General features: G+C 46.9%; 19 protein-coding genes. 16 read left to right on the plus strand and 3 right to left on the minus strand.

Annotated features, from left to right (window positions below; translation table 11 throughout):
• The first annotated feature begins 19 nt into the window (after nucleotides 1-19).
• The 6 genes from ureA to ABFC84_04585 all read left to right on the plus strand — a co-directional run bounded on the left by ureA (nucleotide 20) and on the right by ABFC84_04585 (nucleotide 6,216).
• Entirely contained in the window at nucleotides 20-322 is a 303-nt protein-coding gene (gene ureA, locus ABFC84_04560) for an urease subunit gamma (protein MEN6412026.1), read from the plus strand.
• A gap of 13 nt (nucleotides 323-335) precedes the next feature.
• Nucleotides 336-704, plus strand: coding sequence for an urease subunit beta (gene ureB, locus ABFC84_04565; GenBank protein MEN6412027.1), 369 nt, complete (start codon nucleotides 336-338; stop codon nucleotides 702-704).
• A gap of 4 nt (nucleotides 705-708) precedes the next feature.
• The gene (gene ureC / locus ABFC84_04570) at nucleotides 709-2,427 is read left to right on the plus strand and encodes an urease subunit alpha (protein MEN6412028.1); all 1,719 of its coding nucleotides are present in this window, start codon (nucleotides 709-711) and stop codon (nucleotides 2,425-2,427) included.
• 148 nt (nucleotides 2,428-2,575) lie between these two features.
• Entirely contained in the window at nucleotides 2,576-4,489 is a 1,914-nt protein-coding gene (locus ABFC84_04575) for a sigma 54-interacting transcriptional regulator (protein MEN6412029.1), read from the plus strand.
• 244 nt (nucleotides 4,490-4,733) lie between these two features.
• Entirely contained in the window at nucleotides 4,734-5,027 is a 294-nt protein-coding gene (locus ABFC84_04580; protein ID MEN6412030.1) for a UxaA family hydrolase, read from the plus strand.
• Nucleotides 5,028-5,058: 31 nt separating this feature from the next.
• Nucleotides 5,059-6,216 carry a UxaA family hydrolase gene (locus ABFC84_04585; GenBank protein ID MEN6412031.1) on the plus strand — a complete coding sequence of 386 codons (1,158 nt, stop codon included), beginning with the start codon at nucleotides 5,059-5,061 and terminating at the stop codon, nucleotides 6,214-6,216.
• Between the two features lie 31 nt (nucleotides 6,217-6,247).
• On the opposite strand, the gene ABFC84_04590 is transcribed toward ABFC84_04585, so the two are convergent.
• Together ABFC84_04590 and metA are read right to left on the minus strand one after the other, a co-directional pair.
• Nucleotides 6,248-7,309: an NAD(P)-dependent oxidoreductase gene (locus tag ABFC84_04590; protein MEN6412032.1), complete on the minus strand. Its 1,062-nt coding sequence runs from the start codon at nucleotides 7,307-7,309 to the stop codon at nucleotides 6,248-6,250.
• A 129-nt stretch (nucleotides 7,310-7,438) separates the two neighbouring features.
• Nucleotides 7,439-8,356, minus strand: coding sequence for a homoserine O-succinyltransferase (gene metA, locus ABFC84_04595; protein ID MEN6412033.1), 918 nt, complete (start codon nucleotides 8,354-8,356; stop codon nucleotides 7,439-7,441).
• A gap of 248 nt (nucleotides 8,357-8,604) precedes the next feature.
• On the opposite strand from metA, the gene ABFC84_04600 reads away from it, so the two are divergent.
• From ABFC84_04600 to ABFC84_04645, 10 genes are all read left to right on the plus strand, one after another.
• Nucleotides 8,605-10,398, plus strand: a complete 1,794-nt coding sequence (locus ABFC84_04600) for a bifunctional homocysteine S-methyltransferase/methylenetetrahydrofolate reductase (protein ID MEN6412034.1) — start codon at nucleotides 8,605-8,607, stop codon at nucleotides 10,396-10,398.
• A 113-nt stretch (nucleotides 10,399-10,511) separates the two neighbouring features.
• Entirely contained in the window at nucleotides 10,512-11,141 is a 630-nt protein-coding gene (locus ABFC84_04605) for a hemolysin III family protein (GenBank protein ID MEN6412035.1), read from the plus strand.
• 70 nt (nucleotides 11,142-11,211) lie between these two features.
• A complete protein-coding gene (locus ABFC84_04610; GenBank protein MEN6412036.1) occupies nucleotides 11,212-11,514 on the plus strand; it encodes a DUF6506 family protein in 303 nt (100 codons plus the stop codon).
• Nucleotides 11,515-11,654: 140 nt separating this feature from the next.
• A complete protein-coding gene (locus ABFC84_04615) occupies nucleotides 11,655-12,326 on the plus strand; it encodes a response regulator transcription factor (GenBank protein ID MEN6412037.1) in 672 nt (223 codons plus the stop codon).
• Nucleotides 12,327-12,328: 2 nt separating this feature from the next.
• Nucleotides 12,329-13,594 carry a HAMP domain-containing sensor histidine kinase gene (locus ABFC84_04620; GenBank protein MEN6412038.1) on the plus strand — a complete coding sequence of 422 codons (1,266 nt, stop codon included), beginning with the start codon at nucleotides 12,329-12,331 and terminating at the stop codon, nucleotides 13,592-13,594.
• A 383-nt stretch (nucleotides 13,595-13,977) separates the two neighbouring features.
• Nucleotides 13,978-15,261, plus strand: coding sequence for a TolC family protein (locus ABFC84_04625; GenBank protein MEN6412039.1), 1,284 nt, complete (start codon nucleotides 13,978-13,980; stop codon nucleotides 15,259-15,261).
• A gap of 14 nt (nucleotides 15,262-15,275) precedes the next feature.
• Nucleotides 15,276-16,382, plus strand: a complete 1,107-nt coding sequence (locus tag ABFC84_04630) for an efflux RND transporter periplasmic adaptor subunit (GenBank protein ID MEN6412040.1) — start codon at nucleotides 15,276-15,278, stop codon at nucleotides 16,380-16,382.
• A 54-nt stretch (nucleotides 16,383-16,436) separates the two neighbouring features.
• Complete coding sequence (locus ABFC84_04635) at nucleotides 16,437-17,081, plus strand: ABC transporter ATP-binding protein (protein ID MEN6412041.1); 645 nt, start codon at nucleotides 16,437-16,439, stop codon at nucleotides 17,079-17,081.
• Nucleotides 17,082-17,085: 4 nt separating this feature from the next.
• Nucleotides 17,086-18,303 (plus strand): ABC transporter permease, encoded by a 1,218-nt coding sequence (locus ABFC84_04640; protein MEN6412042.1) that lies wholly within the window; start codon nucleotides 17,086-17,088, stop codon nucleotides 18,301-18,303.
• Between the two features lie 123 nt (nucleotides 18,304-18,426).
• A complete protein-coding gene (locus tag ABFC84_04645) occupies nucleotides 18,427-19,659 on the plus strand; it encodes an aminopeptidase (protein MEN6412043.1) in 1,233 nt (410 codons plus the stop codon).
• Nucleotides 19,660-19,734: 75 nt separating this feature from the next.
• Here the strand turns inward: ABFC84_04645 and ABFC84_04650 are convergent, their stop codons facing one another.
• Complete coding sequence (locus tag ABFC84_04650; protein ID MEN6412044.1) at nucleotides 19,735-20,151, minus strand: C-GCAxxG-C-C family (seleno)protein; 417 nt, start codon at nucleotides 20,149-20,151, stop codon at nucleotides 19,735-19,737.
• Nucleotides 20,152-20,167: the final 16 nt, after the last annotated feature.

Raw genomic sequence — 20,167 nt, forward strand, 5'->3', positions numbered from 1 at the left:
AGGTAAAGGAGTGTTCAAGATGCATTTAATGCCAAAGGAAAGGGAAAAACTGATGCTGCATTTTGCCGGAGAATTGGCAAAGAAGCGAAAAAGCAGGGGGCTGAAGCTGAATTATCCGGAAGCGGTGGCGCTTATCAGCGCCGAACTGATGGAGGGGGCGAGAGACGGTCTGACAGTAGAGGAACTGATGAAGTTCGGCACTGAAATAGTAACTAAAAATGATGTGCTGGAAGGCGTCGATACGATGATTGACGAGGTTCAAGTCGAAGCGACCTTCCCTGACGGAACCAAATTAGTTACAGTACATCAACCGATACGATAGGAGGAGAGCGTTTATGATACCGGGAGAGATTTTTGTCAAGAGTAAAGAAATTTTGTGCAATGCCGGGGAAAAAACGATAAAAATTGCTGTTAAGAATACGGGCGACAGGCCCATTCAGGTTGGTTCCCATTTTCATCTGTTTGAAGCGAACCAGTCGTTGGATTTTACCCGGGAGAAAGCGTTCGGCATGCGGCTGAATATCCCCGCCGGGACAGGCGTAAGATTTCAGCCCGGTGAATGTAAAGAGGTTGAATTAGTTGAGCTGAGCGGCAATAAGGAAGTTTACGGCTTACATGGGATGACGAACGGCAAGACAACCGATGATGAGCTGAAGAGCAAAGCACTGAAAAAATTGCAAGAATCAGGCTTTAAGGGGGCGTGAAAAAATGAGTTTAAGAATACCGGGCAGCGAATATGCAAATATGTTTGGCCCTACGATTGGCGATCGAGTCAGACTTGCCGATACGGATCTTATTGTTGAAGTGGAAAAAGATTACACGGTATACGGTGAAGAGTGCAAGTTCGGCGGCGGCAAGTCCATTCGGGACGGGATGGCGCAATCGTGCAGCGCTGTCAGTAAGAACGGGGCTTTGGATTTATTAATTACCAATGTTTTGATCATAGATTATCAGGGTATTGTTAAGGCGGATATCGGCATTAAAGACGGTAAAATTGTCGGTATCGGCAAAGCCGGCAATCCAGCCATTACGTCCGGTGTCGGTGAGCATATGGTCATTGGCGCATCGACCGAGGTAATTGCCGGGGAGGGATTGATTGCGACAGCCGGCGGGATTGATACGCATGTTCATTACATTAGTCCGCAGCAGATAGAAACCGCGCTTTACAGCGGCATGACCACTATGATCGGCGGCGGGACGGGACCGGCGGATGGCTCTAATGCCACGACTTGTACTCCCGGTCCCTGGAATATAGCCAGGATGCTGGAGGCGGTTGAAGAGTTTCCCATGAATTTTGGTTTTCTTGGCAAAGGGAATTCTTCCTCCCGGGAACCGCTCATTGAGCAGGTGAAAGCAGGCGTTATGGGCTTAAAACTGCATGAAGACTGGGGTTCCACTCCCCAAGCGATTGACACCTGTCTGAGCGTCGCCGAAGATTACGATATTCAGGTTGCGATTCATACCGATACAATTAATGAAGCCGGCTATGTGGAAGATACCATTAAAGCAATTAATGGCCGGTCCATCCACACATATCATACGGAAGGCGCCGGGGGCGGACATGCTCCGGACACGGTAAAACTCGCAGCCTGCCCCAATATTATTCCTTCGTCGACCACGCCGACATTGCCGTATACGGTCAATACCCTGGTTGAACATTTGGATATGCTGATGGTTTGCCACCATATGGATAAAAATGTGCCGGAAGATATTGATTTTGCCAATTCCCGCATCCGCGCCAATACGATTGCCGCGGAAGACGTGCTGCATGACCGGGGAGTGATCAGTATAATAAATTCCGATTCTCAGGCGATGGGGCGGGTAGGAGAAGTCATTATCAGAACCTGGCAGACTGCCGATAAAATGAAAAAGCAGTTCGGGGCCTTAAGCGGCGACAGCCGGCAAAACGACAACCGCAGGGTTAAGCGGTATATTGCAAAATATACAATTAATCCGGCTATAGCTCATGGCGTGTCCAAATACGTAGGTTCTTTGGCAGCCGGCAAGCTGGCGGATATTGTGCTTTGGAAACCGGCCATGTTCGGCGTAAAACCGGAGATGATCATTAAAGGCGGGTTTATTGCCGCAAGCAGAATGGGTGAGGCGAATGCTTCCATCCCGACGCCGCAGCCGGTTATTTACCGGAATATGTTTGGCGCTTTCGGCAAGACTAAATATAAAACGGCGGCAACATTTGTTTCGGGCGAGTCACTCCGGAACGGGGAGATAGATAAACTGCATTTGCAAAAAATGCTTTATCCGGTTTCCGGCTGCAGAAACATCGGCAAAAAAGATATGATTCTGAATGATGCTGTGCCGCATATCGAGGTGGATCCCCGCACCTATGAGGTCAAACTGGACGGTGAGCTTATAACCTGTGAACCGGTGAAAAGTTTGCCGCTGACGCAGCGCTATTTCTTATTCTAAAAATAAACAACAACCATGAAAAAATGTGAAGCTAGCATGCATTTTTTCATGGTTGTTGTTTATTCGGCGGTGAATGCTATAATAAAAATGAATAGAATTCCAGCTGTGCCAAACCGGCCAAGGTATGGAAGCAAAGGAAGAATGGGAAATGCTGGAGAAAATTTACTTAATAGCGCCTTATGCCGGACTTGCTGATCTCGGCAAAGAAATCAACCAAGCGATGAATTGGAATATCAACGTACAACTGGGCAATCTGGAAGACAGCATACCGTTTGCCCAAACGGCACAGCAGCAGGGCGCGCAGGCAATTATCAGCCGGGGAGGAACCGCATCCATTATTCGCAGCTGCGTGGATATTCCGGTTATTGAAATCGAAGTCACAGGCTATGATATTTTAAAGGCTCTGTATCCCTATCGGAACAGCAATGCCGCAGTCGGTGTTATCGGCTACCGCAATGTTGTTGCCGGCTGCAAAGATATAAGCAGTATATTGAACATTCCGATGGAAAATATTCTTATCCCCAACGAACCGCAGTTAGACTGGAATATAATCCGGCAGCAAGTAAAAGCGATGATCAAGCGTTATAAAATAGATGTCATTGTCGGCGATACGGTCATCATCAGCAAATTCAATCATTTAGCGGTAAAGTGCCAATTGATAACTTCCGGCAAAGAAGCGGTATTGCAGGCTGTTGATGTGGCACAAAAGGTAATTCGCGCCCAAAACAGCGAGAAAGAGAAATTCGAAAAATTCCGGGCAGTATTAAATTTTATTCATGATGGCGTGGTTGTAACCGATGAAAATGGCATTGTTACAGCAGCCAATCCATGTGCCGAGGCGATATTCGGCCTGTCCGGCGCTGAAATGCAGGGGAAGCAGATTGCCAAGATTATTAAGAATTTTCCCCATGACCATGTCTTAAAAGCAGGTGCGCCCCAATTGGCTCATATTCAATCCACGGCGAATGAACACGTTGTTGCCAATAGTGTACCTATTCTCATTGACGGTACGGTTCGCGGAAGCGTGTCTACATTTAAAAAGGTATCCGAGATTCAAAAAATGGAACGGGAGATCAGAAAAAATCTTTATGCCAAAGGATTAGTAACCAAATATACTTTTCCGGACATTATGACAAAAGATCAACAGATGCTGAGACTGCTGACACTTGCCCAGAATTATGCAAAAACCGACGCCACTGTGCTTATTGCCGGTGAAAGCGGTACCGGCAAAGAAATGCTGGCTCAAAGCATTCACGCCGCCAGTCCCAGGGCAAAAGGCCCCTTTGTGGCGGTAAATTGTGCGGCGCTGCCGCCTCAATTGCTGGAAAGCGAATTATTCGGCTATGTGGAAGGGGCGTTTACCGGTGCGGCCAAAGGGGGAAAAACCGGGCTGTTCGAACTTGCCCATAACGGGACAATTTTTCTGGATGAAATCGGGGAACTTGCCTTGCCGCTTCAGGCCAGACTTCTGCGCACACTCCAGGAAAAACAGGTTATGCGGCTGGGATCGGACAAAATTATTCCCATTGATATTCGGGTGATTGTGGCCACAAATATTAATTTGCGCCAGGCGGTCAGAGAAGAAAAATTCCGTAAAGATTTATATTACCGCATTAATGTATTGAATTTAAAAACGATTCCGCTGCGCGATAGGAAAAATGATATTGAATTTCTCTGCTACTATTTTTTACAGTACTATAATCATCAATACGGCAAGCACGTAAAGAAAATTCAGCCGGAAGTGCTGCGGCTGTTTCATCATTACAGCTGGCCGGGAAATATCCGTGAAATGAAAAATATTATGGAGAGAATCGTCATTTCCACTAATTGCGAGGAAGTTGCTGTCAACAATATTGACCTGCTGATTGATGAAATGAAACCGGAAGATGAGGCGGACGGAGGGGAAAGTAATGGTCACAATCCTGATTCTTTCCTGCAAGGCACTATGGAAGAGATAAAAGTAAAAATTATTAAAGCCGTACTGGAAAAAGAAAAGTATAATAAAACGAATACGGCCAAACGGCTGCAGATTAACCGCTCTACCATTAACCGACTCCTATAGATGATGCAAAATGCGCCAGAAACGGTTTATTATAAAGCGCTGCTTTTATATAAAGATTACAAAAACAGTGCTTTTTTATTACCGATATATTTTTGCAAGTAGTTAATTTTCTAAAATTTATCAGTATTATTCAGACTTATTGGCCAATTCAAATAATGAATTGGCCAATAAGTCTGATGCGGTAAAAATTTTGGCATGGAATTTGCATTATATAAAAATAAATCTAATACAAGGAGGTTTTTGTATGCGTAAACAAGCCGTTGTTATTCACCCCAGAGATAATGTCGCCACCGCTACTGCCGACATTAAAAAAGGATCTCAGGTAAGCATGTTTGTCGCCGGCCGGGATGTCAGCGTGGTGGTTCTTGCCGACATTCCCTTTGGCCATAAATTCGCCATCAGGGATATTCCCTGCCGGCAGCATGTTCTGAAGTATGGTGAATCCATTGGCCTTTCAACCGCTGACATTCGCAGTGGCGACTATGTCCATGTGCATAATGTGGAAAGTGAAAGAGGCCGCGGAGATTGGGAAGAATGAAATCAAATTCTGAGAAAAGGTGGTATGTTATATGAAACTCAAAGGTTATCGCCGTCCGGACGGAAAAGCGGGCATACGAAATTATGTGCTGCTGCTGCCCACCAGTGTTTGTTCGACACAGGTAGCAATGGAAATTTCCAATAAAGTCAATGGCAGTACGTATGTCAACAATTCCTTCGGCTGCTGCCAGGTAGCAGGTGATGCAAAACTGACATTTAAAACAGTAGTCAATGTAGGCCTGAATCCTAATGCCGGTGCCGTTATTGTCGTTGGTCTCGGCTGCGAGGGAGTCGAGCCTCACAAAGTAGCTGCTGAAATTGAAAAGTCAGGGAAACCTGTCGCCTGTGTCGTCATTCAGGAAGAAGGAGGGACGCTGAAAGCTTTGGCAAAAGGCTGTTCCATTGCGCGCCAATTTTCCCAAATGCTATCCGTTCAGGCGAAAGAAGAAATCGCTGTAAGCGAATTAATTCTGGGGATTGAGTGCGGCGGCTCGGATACAACCTCCGGGTTAGCTTCTAACCCGGCATGCGGCGCTGCCTCCGACATTCTTGTGGCAAAAGGCGGGACATCCATTTTGTCCGAAACTACCGAACTGATTGGGGCTGAGCAGATACTGGCGCAGCGTGCTGTGAATGAAACTGTCAAAACTGGTTTGCTCCGGCTTGTCAAGGGCTGTGAAGAACGGGCCAAAGCACTGGGCGAAGATATCAGAGGCGGACAGCCTACACCGGGGAATATCCAGGGAGGCATTACGACCATCGAAGAAAAATCTCTGGGATGTGTACACAAAGCCGGCACCGCGCCCCTGCAGGGAGTGTTGGAATACGCCGATATGCCCCGGGCGAAGGGGCTGTTCGTTATGGATTCGCCCGGGCAGGATATTGAATCTGTATCCGGTATGGTAGCCGGCGGAGCGCAAATTATTATCTTTACTACCGGCCGGGGAACTCCGACCGGCAATCCGTTAGCGCCTGTCATCAAAATTACCGCCAACAGCAAGACCTACAACAATATGCAGGATAATATCGATATTGACGCATCCGGCATTATCGACGGAACTAAAAGCATTGAAGCCGTCGGTCAGGAAATATTCGATGAAATGATGGAGGTCGTCAATGGCAAGACAACAAAGGCGGAAACCCTTGGGCATAAAGAATTTTCTATATACAAAATTGCTCCGACTTTTTGACTGAGAAGTGTAAAAGCCGGAGCAGAAGTTCTTAATAGTAAGGCAGCTGTTCGTCAAAACCCTGCTTGTTGTTTTTATACCAGGCGATAATATGATTAATCGTTTCCCTGGCTTTGGTTCGTGCGGCCACATCGGAGTTAAAAGCCTGATGCGGCTGCACGTATATATTGGCACTGCGGTCTAATGCTTTTCCCACTATTGTTTTTGAACATGACGGATTTGCGCTGTTAGCGGCAGTATTCAGTTCGTTTTCAAATTCGGCTTCATTTGAAAATACATCTAATCCCAGCCCGCTGATCCTGCCGGCGGCATACAGCTCCAGCAATACTGATTCCGGGGCTATTTCTCCGCGTGTAACATTGATAAATATCAATCCGGGTTTTGCCTGGGACAGATACTCTTGCGAAAAGTAGCCTTGATTATAAAATTTACTGTCGCTATTTTTGGTAAGATTCATCGCATTTATGATGATATCGCTTGATTTGACGGCTTCTTCTTTCGAGACAAATTTTACTTTTCCTTTATACAGGCTGTCTAGTTGTTCCTGACGGATATCAACTCCCTGGGCAGTCAAATCATTTGCCTCAATGAGGTCGTAAATTTTTTTCCCTATTTTGCCAATGCCGAAAATCGTAACAATTCTATGCTTGTTCAATTCCATGAATGCCCTGGATTTTTTTCTTTCAAAGGTGGCTGTATTTATTGTATAATGATTCAATTCTCCGGCTGCGGCGTAAAGAAATTTAATTGCCGTTTGCGCCACGGCGTTTACGCAGTATTCCCGCAGCGATGTTATATTGGCTTTCGCCGCTAAATGTTCATAGTGATCGTAGCCGGTACTGCGGGTTACGATGCTTTTTTTGTGCCCGGTCAGATAAGATGCCGGAAGAGCAGAATGTGTTTTTGTTGTTATAATGTCCGGGAGAGTGATTTCCGGATTCTTTTTTAAAAAATCCTGTACATTATCGGGGGTAATAAGATAGCGGTATATTTCCGGAAGTTGATGTCCCTGCTGAGCTTTTTTTGTTTCTTCATCAAGGTATTGTGCCTCAGGCCCTAAAGATTCAAAATGAATGATATCATACTTGTCCATTTAGCATTTCCTCCTTTGCCTGTTTACAGTATAATTTTACTACTATAATCAGTTTATTTCCAGTATAATTAAAGGCGCACGGGTATATATATCAAAAGACGCCTGACAATTTTTGCCGGGCGTTCTTGACTATAATGCAGCGAGATCAAAAGGCGTTTCCTGGTAGACATAATAGTTCAGCCAGTTGGAAAAAAGAAGATTCGCCGCGCTTCGCCAGGTAACCATGGGGGGCTGACTGGGATCGTCATTAGGATAATAATGATAGGGAATTTGAATGGGCACTCCCTGGGAAATGTCCCGGTCGTATTCGGTTTTCAGGGTAAGCGGGTCGTATTCGGAATGGCCGGTGATGAAAAATTGCCTTCCCATTAAATCGGCTACGGCATAAACGCCGGCCATGTCAGATTCGGCGAGCAGGCGCAGCTGAGAAACTTTTTCGATGTCTTCCCGTTTGACTTCCGTGTACCGGGAATGGGGAACATAGAAGGTGTCGTCAAAACCGCGAAACAGCCTGGCATGCTCGCTGGGAAGTACTTTATGGGGAAAAACGCCAAACATTTTTTGGGGAAGATCATACTTTGGTATGCCGTAGTGGTAATATAATCCGGCCTGGGCTCCCCAGCAGATATGGAGCGTGGAGTAGACGTGGGTTTTACTCCACTCCATGATTTGGCAAAGCTCATCCCAATAGGCCACTGCTGCAAAAGGCATTTGCTCGACCGGTGCGCCGGTGATGATCATGCCGTCATAGCGGCGGGATTTTACCGCGTCGAAGGTCTCGTAGAACTTGATGAGATGCTCGTGGGATGTGTTGGTCGGCGTATAGGTGGCGGTATAGATAAAATCGAATTCCACTTGCAGGGGTGAATTACCCAGTAAACGGAGCAGCTGGGTTTCAGTGGTGATTTTCGTCGGCATGAGATTTAACAGCAATAGTTTCAGAGGGCGTATATCCTGGCTGTACGCTCGGTTTTCGTACATAACGAAAATATTTTCACCTTCCAGAATATCGACGGCAGGCAGATTATTCGGGATTTTTATTGGCATTTTTTCGTCCTCCATTTACAATAGGCTAAAGTCGTTCTTGCTTATAATCGGAAAGCCGATATACTATGTAAAAAAGGGTTTTATTTCTATGCTTGCATTCAACATTGCAATAATAGTATCATTTTATATGAAGTCTTCTTTGAATACAATATATTTTTGCGAATTGTGAATATAGCGGAGATAATTCAAGCTATTGGTATTGATCGGGCTGTTTGATCTAACGGAAGCAAGTTTATGGCGGGAAAGGGGTGGATGAATTGATTAGAGAATATCTAAAGAACAATCTGTTGATTGCGGATGGCGCAATGGGGACCTATTACGATCAGATTACCGGAATTTATGACAGCTTGCCCGAATTTGCCAATCTGCGGGAACCGGAAATTATTGAACAAATTCACGCTGAATATATTGACGCCGGGGCAAAATTAATCAGGACCAATACGTTTTCGGCAAATTGTTTTTCCATGAACATAACAAGAACGACGCTGCGGCAGGTATTGACTGCCGGGGTGCAAATAGCCGATAAAGCAGCTGAGGGCAAAGACGTATTTGTTGCCGCAAGTATCGGTCCTATTCCGGAAATGGTGGATAAAACTGCGCTTGACCGAGAGCGGGTGCTGGCGGAGTATCAATTTATTGCCGATGTTTTATTGGCTGCAGGGGCGAAAGTTTTTATTTTCGAAACTTTCAGCGGCACTGAGTATTTAAAGGAAATCACCCAATATATTAAGGAGAAAAACAACTCGGCATTTGTATTGGCCCAGTTTGCCACCACGCCGGAGGGCTTTACCAGGAATGGAATCCGCAACGAACGCATTGTGGCGGAGATGAAAAAGCTGGACAGTCTGGATGCGTATGGATTTAACTGCGGCGTAGGTCCCACTCACTTGCATAATTTATTGCAGAAGATCGATATCACCGGTGATATCGTATCAGTTATGCCCAATGCCGGCTATCCGGAAATTGTCAAGGAACGGATATTGTACATTCAAAACCCGGACTATTTTGCCAATAAGATGAATGACATTCGCCAGCTGGGGGTTAAAATTATCGGCGGGTGCTGCGGGACGACTCCGGCCCATATCAAAAAAATGGTGGAAGTGATCCGGCGGAATCCGGCGGAATATTTGCCAAGCCGGACCGTTGAAGTGAAACCGGCTGCTTTGCGTGAGAAAAGCAGGAATGAATTTTCTGACAAACTTACCAGAGAGCAGTTCGTCGTTGCGGTAGAATTGGACCCACCCTTTAACGCTAATTCGGAAAAAATTTTGCATAATGCCCGGATATGTAAGGACAATGGCGTAGATATCATAACGATAGCCGATTCTCCCATGGGCCGGGCCAGAGTGGATTCGGTTGCCATTGCCGCAAAAATTAAGCGGGAAGTGGGAATCGATGTACTGCCCCATCTCTGCTGCCGGGACAAAAATTTGAATGCTCTGAAGTCAGGCCTTTTGGCGGCCTATATGGAGGGGATCCGCAATATCCTGGCAGTAACAGGCGACCCGATTTTAAATTCCGATAAAAAAGATATCAAAAGCGTATTCAACCTGAATTCTTTAAAACTGATTGAAATGATAAGGACAATGAATCAGGATGTTTTTTCCGCCGATCCTTTCCAGGTGGGAGGAGCACTGAATGTAAACGCGGCAAAGCCTGAAGTCGAGCTGGAAAGAATGAGCCGGAAACGGGAAAATGGCGCCGCCTTTTTTCTGACGCAGCCTGTTTTCAACGAAAGCGCCATCGAGTTTATTGCCAAAGCCAGAAGTAAGGGGAATGTGAAGCTATTAGGCGGCATTATGCCACTTGTCAGCTATAGAAATGCCCAGTTTCTCAACAATGAAATGCCGGGAATCCAGGTGCCGGAAGTTCTGATCAATCAGTTTGACGCAAGCATGGCTAAACAGGAAGCGGAAGATCTGGGTATTGCATTAGCGGTGAAAATTGCGGAAGAAATCAAGCCGCATGTAAATGGATTTTATTTTATTACTCCTTTTAACCGGGTGGAAATGATTATGAAAATCTGGCAGCGGCTAAAATGAAAGATTTAGTCTAACGATCGTAAAATTCAGTATATTGGCCGGATATAGTGGTATAATTAAAGTATACTTTTTTGGACAAAACTTGAGCCGGATCTTCGGGGGCGGAGGCTGATATGGAAGAAAGATTGAATGCGGTAACTCACGGCATCGGAACATTGCTGGCCGTGGTCGGGCTAACTTTTCTAATCGTATTGTCTTATTTGTACGGCAGTATTTGGCATCAGGTCAGCTTTGGCATTTATGGCGGCTCCCTGGTACTGCTGTATCTGGCATCGACTCTTTATCACAGCTTCACCAATCAAAAGCTGAAGTATATTTTTAAGATTATTGACCATTCGGCGATTTACTTATTAATCGCCGGCACTTACACACCGTTTACCCTGGTGCTGCTCCACGGGACTTTAGGCTGGACTGTTTTTGGCATTGTTTGGGGGCTGGCTGTTGTCGGCGTGACGTTTCAAATTTTTTTCGTCAAACGGTTTAAGGTTTTGTCGACGATTTGTTATATTGTCATGGGCTGGCTGATGGTTATTTTCATAAAACCCCTCGTTTTGGCTCTACCGACGATGGGACTTTGCTGGTTAATCGCCGGCGGTCTTTTCTATACGGTCGGAGCGTTGTTTTATCTTTATCGCTGGGTTCCTTACAATCACGCGGTCTGGCATTTGTTTGTGCTTGCCGGCAGCATTTCTCATTTTATCACGGTGTTATTTTATGTGCTTCCCATTCCGGTGGCTGCATAAATAAGAATAAAGGAACGGCTTGATAGGAATGCTATATAATTGACATTTAATACAAGGGGGAACAGCAGCAATGTTAAAAGCAGCATTTATTTTTTTAGCGCCTCAGGCGGACACCGCTCGTCACCGGGCGGTGGTTGAAACTCCGGCAGTTGAATTGACTGTGGTAGGAGCAGAAGATTATAAGGCAGCGGTGAAAACGGCACAGGAGCTAACGGCACAGGGGGTTGGCGCCATCGAACTATGCGGCGGTTTTGGCATAGAAGGGGTGGCGGCCATCAAGACCGCAGTAGCCGGAAAGGCTGTTATTGGCGCCGTGCGGTTTGATTTGCATCCCGGACTGGACAATAAAAGCGGCGATGCAATTTTTAGATAAATGAATAAGAAATCAGGCCTGTCGGCTCATCCGGCAGGTCTGATTTTTTATTTGGATGAAACTTATGTTTAAAGCACCATACAGAGAGGACATACTTTAAGTTGAGTTCTGATTTTATTCACTCAAGGAGACTGTGTATTGTGAGGATACTGGTTGTGGAAGACGACGCTCTGCTGCGGGAAGCAATCGTAACAGTGTTCAGGGAAGAAGGATATTGGGTCGACGAGGCGGATAATGGCGATGACGGACTGTTTAAAGCCGGTCAGAATATTTTCGATCTTCTTGTTCTGGATATTATGCTGCCGGAAATCAGCGGCCTTGCTATTGTAAAAAAGCTGCGCCGCCAGGGGCTGACTGTGCCAATTTTATTTCTGACGGCCAGGGACAGTATTGAGGATCGGGTAGCGGGACTGGAAAGCGGCGCTGACGACTATTTGATCAAGCCTTTCGCCGTGCCTGAGCTTCTGGCCCGGGTAAAGGCCTTGCTGCGGCGTACTGCTTCCGGCAAGGAAGGAATGCTGCAGTATGGGGAAATAGCGTTAAATCCCAAGCTAAAGGATGGATTTGTCAACCAGAATGCTTTGCAGTTAACGGCTAAGGAATACGAATTATTAGAGTTTTTTATTGTAAATAAAGAACAAATATTAGCCCGGGAACAGATTTTTGACCGGATTTGGGGCTTTGAATCAGAGACTACCCTTGGTATTGTTGATTTATATGTTCACTATCTGCGGAAGAAGTTAGCTCCTTTTGGCTATGAAGCAGTAATTCAAACGGTTCGCGGGGTGGGATTCAAATTAAAAGCGAAGTAGGCATGTTTAAAAAGACGCTATGGCAGCTTACCGCCTTAAATTCGACGGTTTTTCTCTTGATATTTATTGTTTTGGGAGCAACGCTCTATGCGTATGTGAATCATCAATTGTTTGATGATGTTGACGATTCGATGCAAAATAAGGTAGAAGCTTTTCAGATCGTTAATGGCCGGCCGCGCATGGTGATTACCCAGGCAGTTTCGTTTGACCCCCGGACCTTTCTGCTGCTGCGGGACAGTAATGACAACATTATTAATCTGAACCCGTTAGCCTTTGATGATGTTGAGCAGGTGCCGGGCTTGCTGGATGGTCTGAGAAGCGGTGCTCCTCAATCAAGAAAGTTGGCCAACCATGTGTATCGCATTGTAATCCGGCCTTATGTTTATGCCGAGAACACATTGATCAGGCCTGACGCTGCGCCGGCTGCTATCAGCGAGATCATTGCCGTGAGTATTGTGGACTCGGAAGTCGCCATGCTGCGCCGACTGTTTTTTGTTTTGATGGCGAGTTTATTTGCCGGTACCCTGGCTATCACCTTTGCCAGCTATTACTTGGCGAATCGGGCGCTGATTCCGATTAAGGCAGCCTGGGATAAGCAGCAGCAATTTACGGCCGATGCTTCGCATGAGCTGCGGACGCCGCTTGCGGTGATTAAGAGCAATGCCGAACTGCTGCTCAGACATCCCGAACATAGTGTGGAACAGGAAAGCATCCGGATTACCAATATACTTAGAGAAACAATCCGGATGAATAAACTTGTCACTACTTTGCTGACTCTTACCCGGGCCGATGCGAATCAAATTGACCTTCGGTTTGCCGCTTTAAATTTAAGCGATCTGATTCATTCCCTAGTCGGGCAGTTCCGTCCCTTGGCGGAGATAAAAAAAATAGAATTACTGTCAACGGTGCAGCCTTCCTTGAAGATCTTGGCCGACGAGGAACGTATTTATCAAATGTTGGTGATTGTGCTGGATAATGCGCTGAAATATACGAACCGGCAGGGGAAGGTGCAGCTCCTTTGTTATGGGCAGGCAAATAGTGTGGTTATTCAAATTGAGGATACGGGCTGCGGCATCGCGGCGGCGGATATGCCCCATATTTTTGATCGGTTTTTCCGGGGAGATAAAGCGCGTTCCCGGGAAACAGGGGGGAGTGGACTGGGACTGGCGATTGCCCAGTGGATTGTTGAAAAGCATAACGGAAAAATTCAAGTGGAAAGCCGGATTGGCATGGGTACGAAGTTCTCCATTATTCTTCCGATAAAATGATTGAAGCATAGAAGCGCGGGGACGTTCATTCCGCTCCTTAAACTGTTAACTTGTTTGGCAGCAAATTTTTTTTGCAGGCCGGCATTGCCATGAGCTGCATATCAGCCGGGAACCGGCACCGCCCCTAGCCGAGCAGCAGCCAACGCTCCGCCGCCATCGCTTAATCTTCGTTTATGACTAACGATCAACTGCTAAGGCCTCGCGCCATTCGCCATCTCCGCCCGGTGCTAAGTGCCAAATTCCAGGTGCTATGCGCCCGCAGGTAACATTTACAATTCATGGTCTAAAGAAAATCAAAAAATGCAGCGCTAAAATCAGGCTAAGCCCCTAAAAAGGTTAGTTCCCATATTTTATTTGGGGTACGAAAATAAGGAGGTACATTTATGGCAGGCAAACGTAAAAAAATGCCGGCATTCGTTTTAGCAGCGATGGGGGTATTCCTGGTCAATTCTTCCCTGGTTTTTGCCGATGCGCCGCTAGTATCCTTGGATGACAGTGTTGCTATGGCGCTTAAAAATAATTCGGCAATTAAAATAGCGCTGACGGATCGGGATAAGGCTCTGTTGGGAATTGATGAAGCGAAAGCAGGCGGAGGACCGACTCTGTCTCTCAGCAGCAGCGGCAACCGGAGTATGAACATGGCGGAAGGAACACCGGGTAACAGCTTTAGCAATTCTTTGCGTCTCAGTATGCCGTTGTATACCGGCGGACGTCTTGCAGGGCAGGTAGATCAGGCAAAGCTAAATGCTCACGCAGCTGATCTTGGCGTTATAAAAGCGCAGCAGCAAACCACGTTGGCAGCGACCACTGCTTATTTTACTGTGCTGCAAAGCCATAACATGGTTAAGGTAAACCAAGAGGCTGTGGACAGTTTGACCGCCCATTTGAATAACGTCCAAGCGCAGTACAGCGTTGGTACAGTTGCCAAGAGTGATGTCCTCGGCACGCAGGTCCAGTTGGCCAACGCCCAGCAGAACTTGACTAAGGCGCAGAATGCTTACGATGTGGCAGTATCCAGCTTGAATAACATTACCGGGATGCCGTTGGATACACAAAATACCTACCAGGATGATTTGAGTTATACGCCTTATGCGATGTCTCTGGATGACAGCATTACTGCCGCATTGAAAAACCGGCCGGAAATTGGTCAAAGTAAAGACAGCGTTGATGCTGCCAAAGTCGGTGTAAAAGTTGCTGACAGCGGCCATTTACCGACAGTGAGCGTATCTGGAGCAGAAGGATGGTCGGACAATAATTTTCCGGGAACTGCTAATAACAACTGGTCGGTAGGCATTAGCGCCAGCTGGAATTTATTTGATTCCGGCTTAACCAATGCCAAGGTGAAGGAAGCGAAAGCGGCAGCTGATAAGGCGGCTGAGCAGGATAAATCAACTCATGACAGCATTGAACTGGAAGTGCGACAGGATTACCTCAGTATGAAAGAAGCGGAGCAACGTATTCAGACATCCTCTGTAGCTGTTGATCAGGCAGCCGATGCGCTGAAGATCGCCGAGGCGAAATACCAGGCCGGTGCCGGAACAAATTTGGATGTTATGGATGCTGAACTGGACTTAACTCAGGCGAAAACCAATCATACGCAAGCTTTGTATGATTATAACACCAATAAGGCAAAGTTGGAAACCGCTATTGGTGGTGTTAGCGAGTGAAGGGAGGTAAGCTGATGACAGCAGTGTGGCAAAAGATCCGACGGTATAAGTTATGGCTGATTGCACTGCTTATTGTGGCCGGAGCAGTGCAGATGACCGGCGTGCTGAGTACCGGTAAAGCCCAGCAGCCGGCAAAGGTGACGACGATTACGGCTGAACGGGGAGAAGTCACATCGGTGGTTTCCGCTACCGGTACGATTAGCCCGGTCAATATGGTAGATATCAGTTCCAAAATTTCCGGCTTGATCGAAGAAGTGAAAGTGGCTGAAAATGACCATGTGAAAGCCGGACAGGTGCTGTTTGTGCTGGATGACAGTCATCTCCAGACTCAGGTATCGCAGGCTCGGGCCCGTTTGGCAAGTGCAGCGGCAAGTTATGAGCGCAGCCAACGGCTCCATGATATTGACGGAATTTCCGACCAGCAGCTTGATTCTGCTCGCACGGACTACAGTGTGGCTCAGGCAGCTTATGATGATGCCGTTTCTCAATTGGCCGATACGGTCATTAAAGCGCCGATTGACGGTGTCGTCATCGGTAAGCCTACTCCGGCCGGTCAGGCGGTTTCACCGGGATTTTCTTCGCAAATGGTCCTGATGACTATTGCCGATATGGATAAAATGCAAATCCAGACTCAGGTGGACGAGTCGGATATTGGCAAGGTAAAAAACGGTCAGCATGTTACGTTTACTGTTGATGCGTATCCGGGAGAAACCTTTACCGGGGTTGTCTCCAATGTATCGCAAAAAGCCACGGTTCAGTCAAATGTTGTGTATTATAACGTTATGGTGGATGTTGACAACAAGGCGAATCTGCTGAAACCGACCATGACGGCGCGGGTATCCATCAATGTAGGTCAAAGCAGCAATACGCTGGTTGTTCCGCTGACGGCAGTCAAGATGATCAACGGACAGTACGTAGTCGGAGTGGAAAAAGACGGGAAAGTGGAAAATGCGGTTGTGACTACAGGTTTGTCCAATGATGAGAAAATCGAGATTTTAAGCGGACTGACTGACGGTGATCACGTAGTTGTGTCGCAGGTTAAAACCCAGGATAACGCTGCCAAAAGCGGCAATGGCGGTACCAGTGGCGGAATGAATCTATTTCGCGGTATGGGCAGGTAGACGGGGGGAATTTACATGACAATTCAATTAGCAGGGGTTAAAAAAATTTACCGGATGGGGGACAATGTGGTCAATGCTCTGGCCGGGATTGATTTAACAGTGACCGCCGGTGAGTTTACCGCCATTATGGGACCGTCGGGATCAGGCAAATCAACATTGATGAATATCCTGGGCTGCCTTGACCGGCCGACTGTTGGCTCCTATCAGCTGGACGGACAGGAAGTGGCTGCTTTGAACGATGATCAATTGGCGACGACCCGCAATAAAAAGATTGGTTTTGTATTTCAGAGTTTTAATCTTTTACCTCGTATGTCGGCAGTAGAAAATGTAGCATTGCCTTTGGTCTATGGCGGAGTAGAAAAAAAAGAGCGGCTGGAGCGGGCAGTACGGGCGCTGACAATGGTTGCGCTGGAACAGCGGCTGGATCACCAGCCCAACGAAATGTCGGGGGGACAGCGGCAGCGGGTAGCGATTGCCCGGGCTTTGGTCAACGATCCCACCATCATTATGGCCGATGAACCGACAGGAAACCTGGATACAAAGTCCGGTAACGAGGTCATAGAAATTTTTAAAGAACTGCACAACCAGGGAAGAACCATTATTTTGGTAACGCATGAGCCGGATATTGCCGAAAACGCTAAACGGGTTATTACTGTCAGGGATGGCAGTATTGTATCCGACGAGAAGAAGGCAGGGTGAAAATATGTTTTTTGAGAGTGTCCATATCGCCTTTGAAGGTCTTAAAGCCAATAAGCTAAGAGCTATTTTGACCATGCTGGGAATTATTATCGGGGTGGCGGCGGTTATTGCCATGGTTTCTATCGGGATGGGTGTGCGGTCGAAAGTAGAGGGATCGATTGCCGGATTAGGCAGCAACCTGATTATTGTAACTCCCGGAGCTCCCAATGCAGCAGGCGGCCCACGGCAGGCCGCCGGATCGGGTATTACCTTATCGGATAAAGACGCTCAGGCGATTGCCCGGGAGGTATCAGGGGTGAATATGGTAGCGCCTGCCGTGAGCAGACAGTATCAAGTAGTGTTCGGCAATCAAAACTGGACAACCAGTGTCCAGGGAACTACGCCGGAAATTGTCGGTATTCGCAGTTTTACCTTAGATCAGGGAACCTTTTTCACCAACCAGGATGTAGAATCCCGGTCAAGAGTAGCCGTACTGGGCAAAACAGTAGCCGACAACTTATTCGGCGGAATTTCTCCGGTGGGACAGACCATTCGTGTCAATAAAGCGCCTTTCCGGGTGGTGGGTGTTCTGGCAGGCAAAGGACAGTCCGCCGGCGGTATGGATCAGGATGATACGGTTATCGTTCCCTTGACGACGGCTCAGGAACGGCTTATGGGCATAACGTATGTGCAGAACATTAATGTCCAGGCTGCCGGGGCTGATGTGATTAATCAGGTGCAAAACGATATTACTGCGTTGCTGCGGGCACGGCATCATCTGATCGGAAATACAGCCGATGACTTTACAGTGCGAAACCTGGTAGCAGTTATGGAGACGGCCGGCGAGGCAACCAATACCATAACTTTGCTATTGGCGAATGTCGCCGCCATTTCTCTGCTGGTCGGCGGGATCGGCATCATGAATATCATGCTGGTGTCGGTGACGGAACGAACCCGGGAGATTGGTATCCGGAAAGCCCTGGGAGCCCGGTTTTCCAATATTCTGCTGCAATTTCTGATTGAAGCGGTAGTGATTGGAGTAACCGGGGGCATGATTGGAATTGCCTTAGGAATAGGAGCTTCTTTCGTGATTTCCACTATTGCCGGCTGGCAGACGGTGGTTTCATACTCCGCCGTGCTTGTGGCTTTTGCCTTCTCGGTGGTGATCGGTCTGTTTTTTGGTATCTATCCCGCCCGGAAAGCGGCATTGTTAGATCCGATTGAAGCGCTGCGGTATGAATGAGAAAATAACAGTAAGGGGTTGAAGGCAGTTGCCTTCAGCCCCTTACTGTTATTTTCTTCGACTTTCGGTAATGGTTTGGCAGTTTTATTGAAACTGGATATAATAAAGCATGAGGTGATTACAATGAATGAAGGTTTATTGGAAAAGTATGCTTCTTTAGTTGTGAAGATGGGTGTAAACATTCATAAAGGCCAAACGCTGGTAATTTCTTCGCCGCTTGAATGCGCTCCTTTTGTCCGCATTTTGTCCCGGGCTGCTTATCAGCAGGGAGCCCGGGAAGTCGTGCTGAATTGGAAGGATGAGCTGTCGGCTCAAATTAAGTTTATGCATGCGCCGGAGGAAATCTTTGATGAATTTCCCGATTGGCAAAAAGAATTTTATCTGTTTTATCTGCGGCAGGGAGCCGCTTTTATCAGTATCGCCGCTTCCGACCCGGAACTATTAAAAAATGTGGATCCGACACGAGTCGCCAGGACGCAGAAAGCCGGCAATACTGCCCTTAAAGAATACCGGGAAAGCATGATGAGCAATAAGAATGTCTGGAGCGTGATATCGGTTCCTACGAAAGCCTGGGCCAAAAAGGTTTTTCCTGACATGGACGAAGCGAGCGCTGTGGGAAAATTGTGGGAAGCAATTTTACAAACCGTCAGAGTGGATGCTGCTGACCCGGCGGCTGCCTGGGAACAACACAAGCAAAATCTCAAGACAAGGATGAATTTTTTAAATTCCCATCAATTTAAATTCTTACGTTATCAGAATTCATTAGGTACTAAGCTGACGGTTGAGCTGCCGACGAATCACATCTGGCTGGGAGGTTCGGAATATACACCGGAGGGTGTGGAATTTATGGCCAATATGCCTACGGAAGAAGTATTTACTATGCCGAAGAAGACAGGCGTAAACGGCACGGTGTTCAGTTCCAGACCCTTAAACTACAACGGCAGCCTGATCGACCGGTTTTCTCTTACTTTTAAAGCGGGAAAGATTGTAGACTTTACAGCGGAAACAGGCGATGAAATACTGAAAAAACTCATCGAAACCGATGAAGGTTCCTGCTATCTGGGAGAAGTGGCGCTGGTCCCTTACGATTCGCCAATTTCCAATTCGAAAATATTATATTATAATACGCTGTTTGATGAAAACGCCTCCTGCCACCTGGCAATGGGTAAGGCTTATCCGGTATGTCTCCAAAACGGGGAGAATATGACAAAAAAAGCATTGGAACAGGCGGGAGCTAACGACTCCCTGGTTCATGTGGACTTTATGGTAGGAACGGAAGATTTAACGATAATAGGAGTTACTGCGGACGGTAAGGAAATTCCGGTATTTAAAGACGGCAATTTCGCCAGAAAATAACGATAATTTTATCTGCAGCATACTGATAAAGGCGCCCCTTTCCGCACGCGGCAAAGGACGCCTTTTCACGTGAAATTATGCTTTAGCAGTTCCCTTTTCCCGGGAAATAATTTGGTCGAGAATTTCTGCCGCTTTCGCAATAATATTCCGGCATTTTATTTCTTCATTGCGATGATGGTCTTTCAAGTAGGCACAGTTAATATCGCCCATTTCTTTCTTATAGGCGTCAAACAGCTCCTTGGTCAGATCTTTTATCCGGGAACTTTCGTGAGCTCTGTCTTTAACGAATAAGATTCCTAATACCATGATGGATGCAGTGAGGGCACCGCATACATTCTCGATCGCCATTCCTCCGCCGAAGCCGGCAGATACTTTTAAGGCATTTGGATCTAAATGTAAGCCGTAAGCTTGGTTGGCTCCATATAAAAGTTTTTCCGCACAATTATAATCTTCTTTTTCGCCAAAACCTTCTTTAATTAGCTCGCTTAGCATAGCTGATTCCTCCATT

The organism is Veillonellales bacterium, from assembly GCA_039680175.1.
Lineage (GTDB): Bacteria > Bacillota > Negativicutes > JAAYSF01 > JAAYSF01 > JBDKTO01.

Bases quoted from the DNA above. Each gene is read 5' to 3' on its own strand.
- ABFC84_04610 (MEN6412036.1), top strand. From the start codon at position 11,212: ATGTTAAAAGCAGCATTTATTTTTTTAGCGCCTCAGGCGGACACCGCT.
- ABFC84_04585 (MEN6412031.1), top strand. From the start codon at position 5,059: ATGAAACTCAAAGGTTATCGCCGTCCGGACGGAAAAGCGGGCATACGA.
- ABFC84_04650 (MEN6412044.1), bottom strand. From the start codon at position 20,151: ATGCTAAGCGAGCTAATTAAAGAAGGTTTTGGCGAAAAAGAAGATTAT.
- ABFC84_04620 (MEN6412038.1), top strand. From the start codon at position 12,329: ATGTTTAAAAAGACGCTATGGCAGCTTACCGCCTTAAATTCGACGGTT.
- ABFC84_04575 (MEN6412029.1), top strand. From the start codon at position 2,576: ATGCTGGAGAAAATTTACTTAATAGCGCCTTATGCCGGACTTGCTGAT.
- ABFC84_04630 (MEN6412040.1), top strand. From the start codon at position 15,276: ATGACAGCAGTGTGGCAAAAGATCCGACGGTATAAGTTATGGCTGATT.
- ureC (MEN6412028.1), top strand. From the start codon at position 709: ATGAGTTTAAGAATACCGGGCAGCGAATATGCAAATATGTTTGGCCCT.
- ureA (MEN6412026.1), top strand. From the start codon at position 20: ATGCATTTAATGCCAAAGGAAAGGGAAAAACTGATGCTGCATTTTGCC.
- ABFC84_04580 (MEN6412030.1), top strand. From the start codon at position 4,734: ATGCGTAAACAAGCCGTTGTTATTCACCCCAGAGATAATGTCGCCACC.
- ABFC84_04645 (MEN6412043.1), top strand. From the start codon at position 18,427: ATGAATGAAGGTTTATTGGAAAAGTATGCTTCTTTAGTTGTGAAGATG.
- ABFC84_04635 (MEN6412041.1), top strand. From the start codon at position 16,437: ATGGGGGACAATGTGGTCAATGCTCTGGCCGGGATTGATTTAACAGTG.
- ABFC84_04590 (MEN6412032.1), bottom strand. From the start codon at position 7,309: ATGGACAAGTATGATATCATTCATTTTGAATCTTTAGGGCCTGAGGCA.
- metA (MEN6412033.1), bottom strand. From the start codon at position 8,356: ATGCCAATAAAAATCCCGAATAATCTGCCTGCCGTCGATATTCTGGAA.
- ABFC84_04640 (MEN6412042.1), top strand. From the start codon at position 17,086: ATGTTTTTTGAGAGTGTCCATATCGCCTTTGAAGGTCTTAAAGCCAAT.
- ABFC84_04605 (MEN6412035.1), top strand. From the start codon at position 10,512: ATGGAAGAAAGATTGAATGCGGTAACTCACGGCATCGGAACATTGCTG.
- ureB (MEN6412027.1), top strand. From the start codon at position 336: ATGATACCGGGAGAGATTTTTGTCAAGAGTAAAGAAATTTTGTGCAAT.
- ABFC84_04625 (MEN6412039.1), top strand. From the start codon at position 13,978: ATGGCAGGCAAACGTAAAAAAATGCCGGCATTCGTTTTAGCAGCGATG.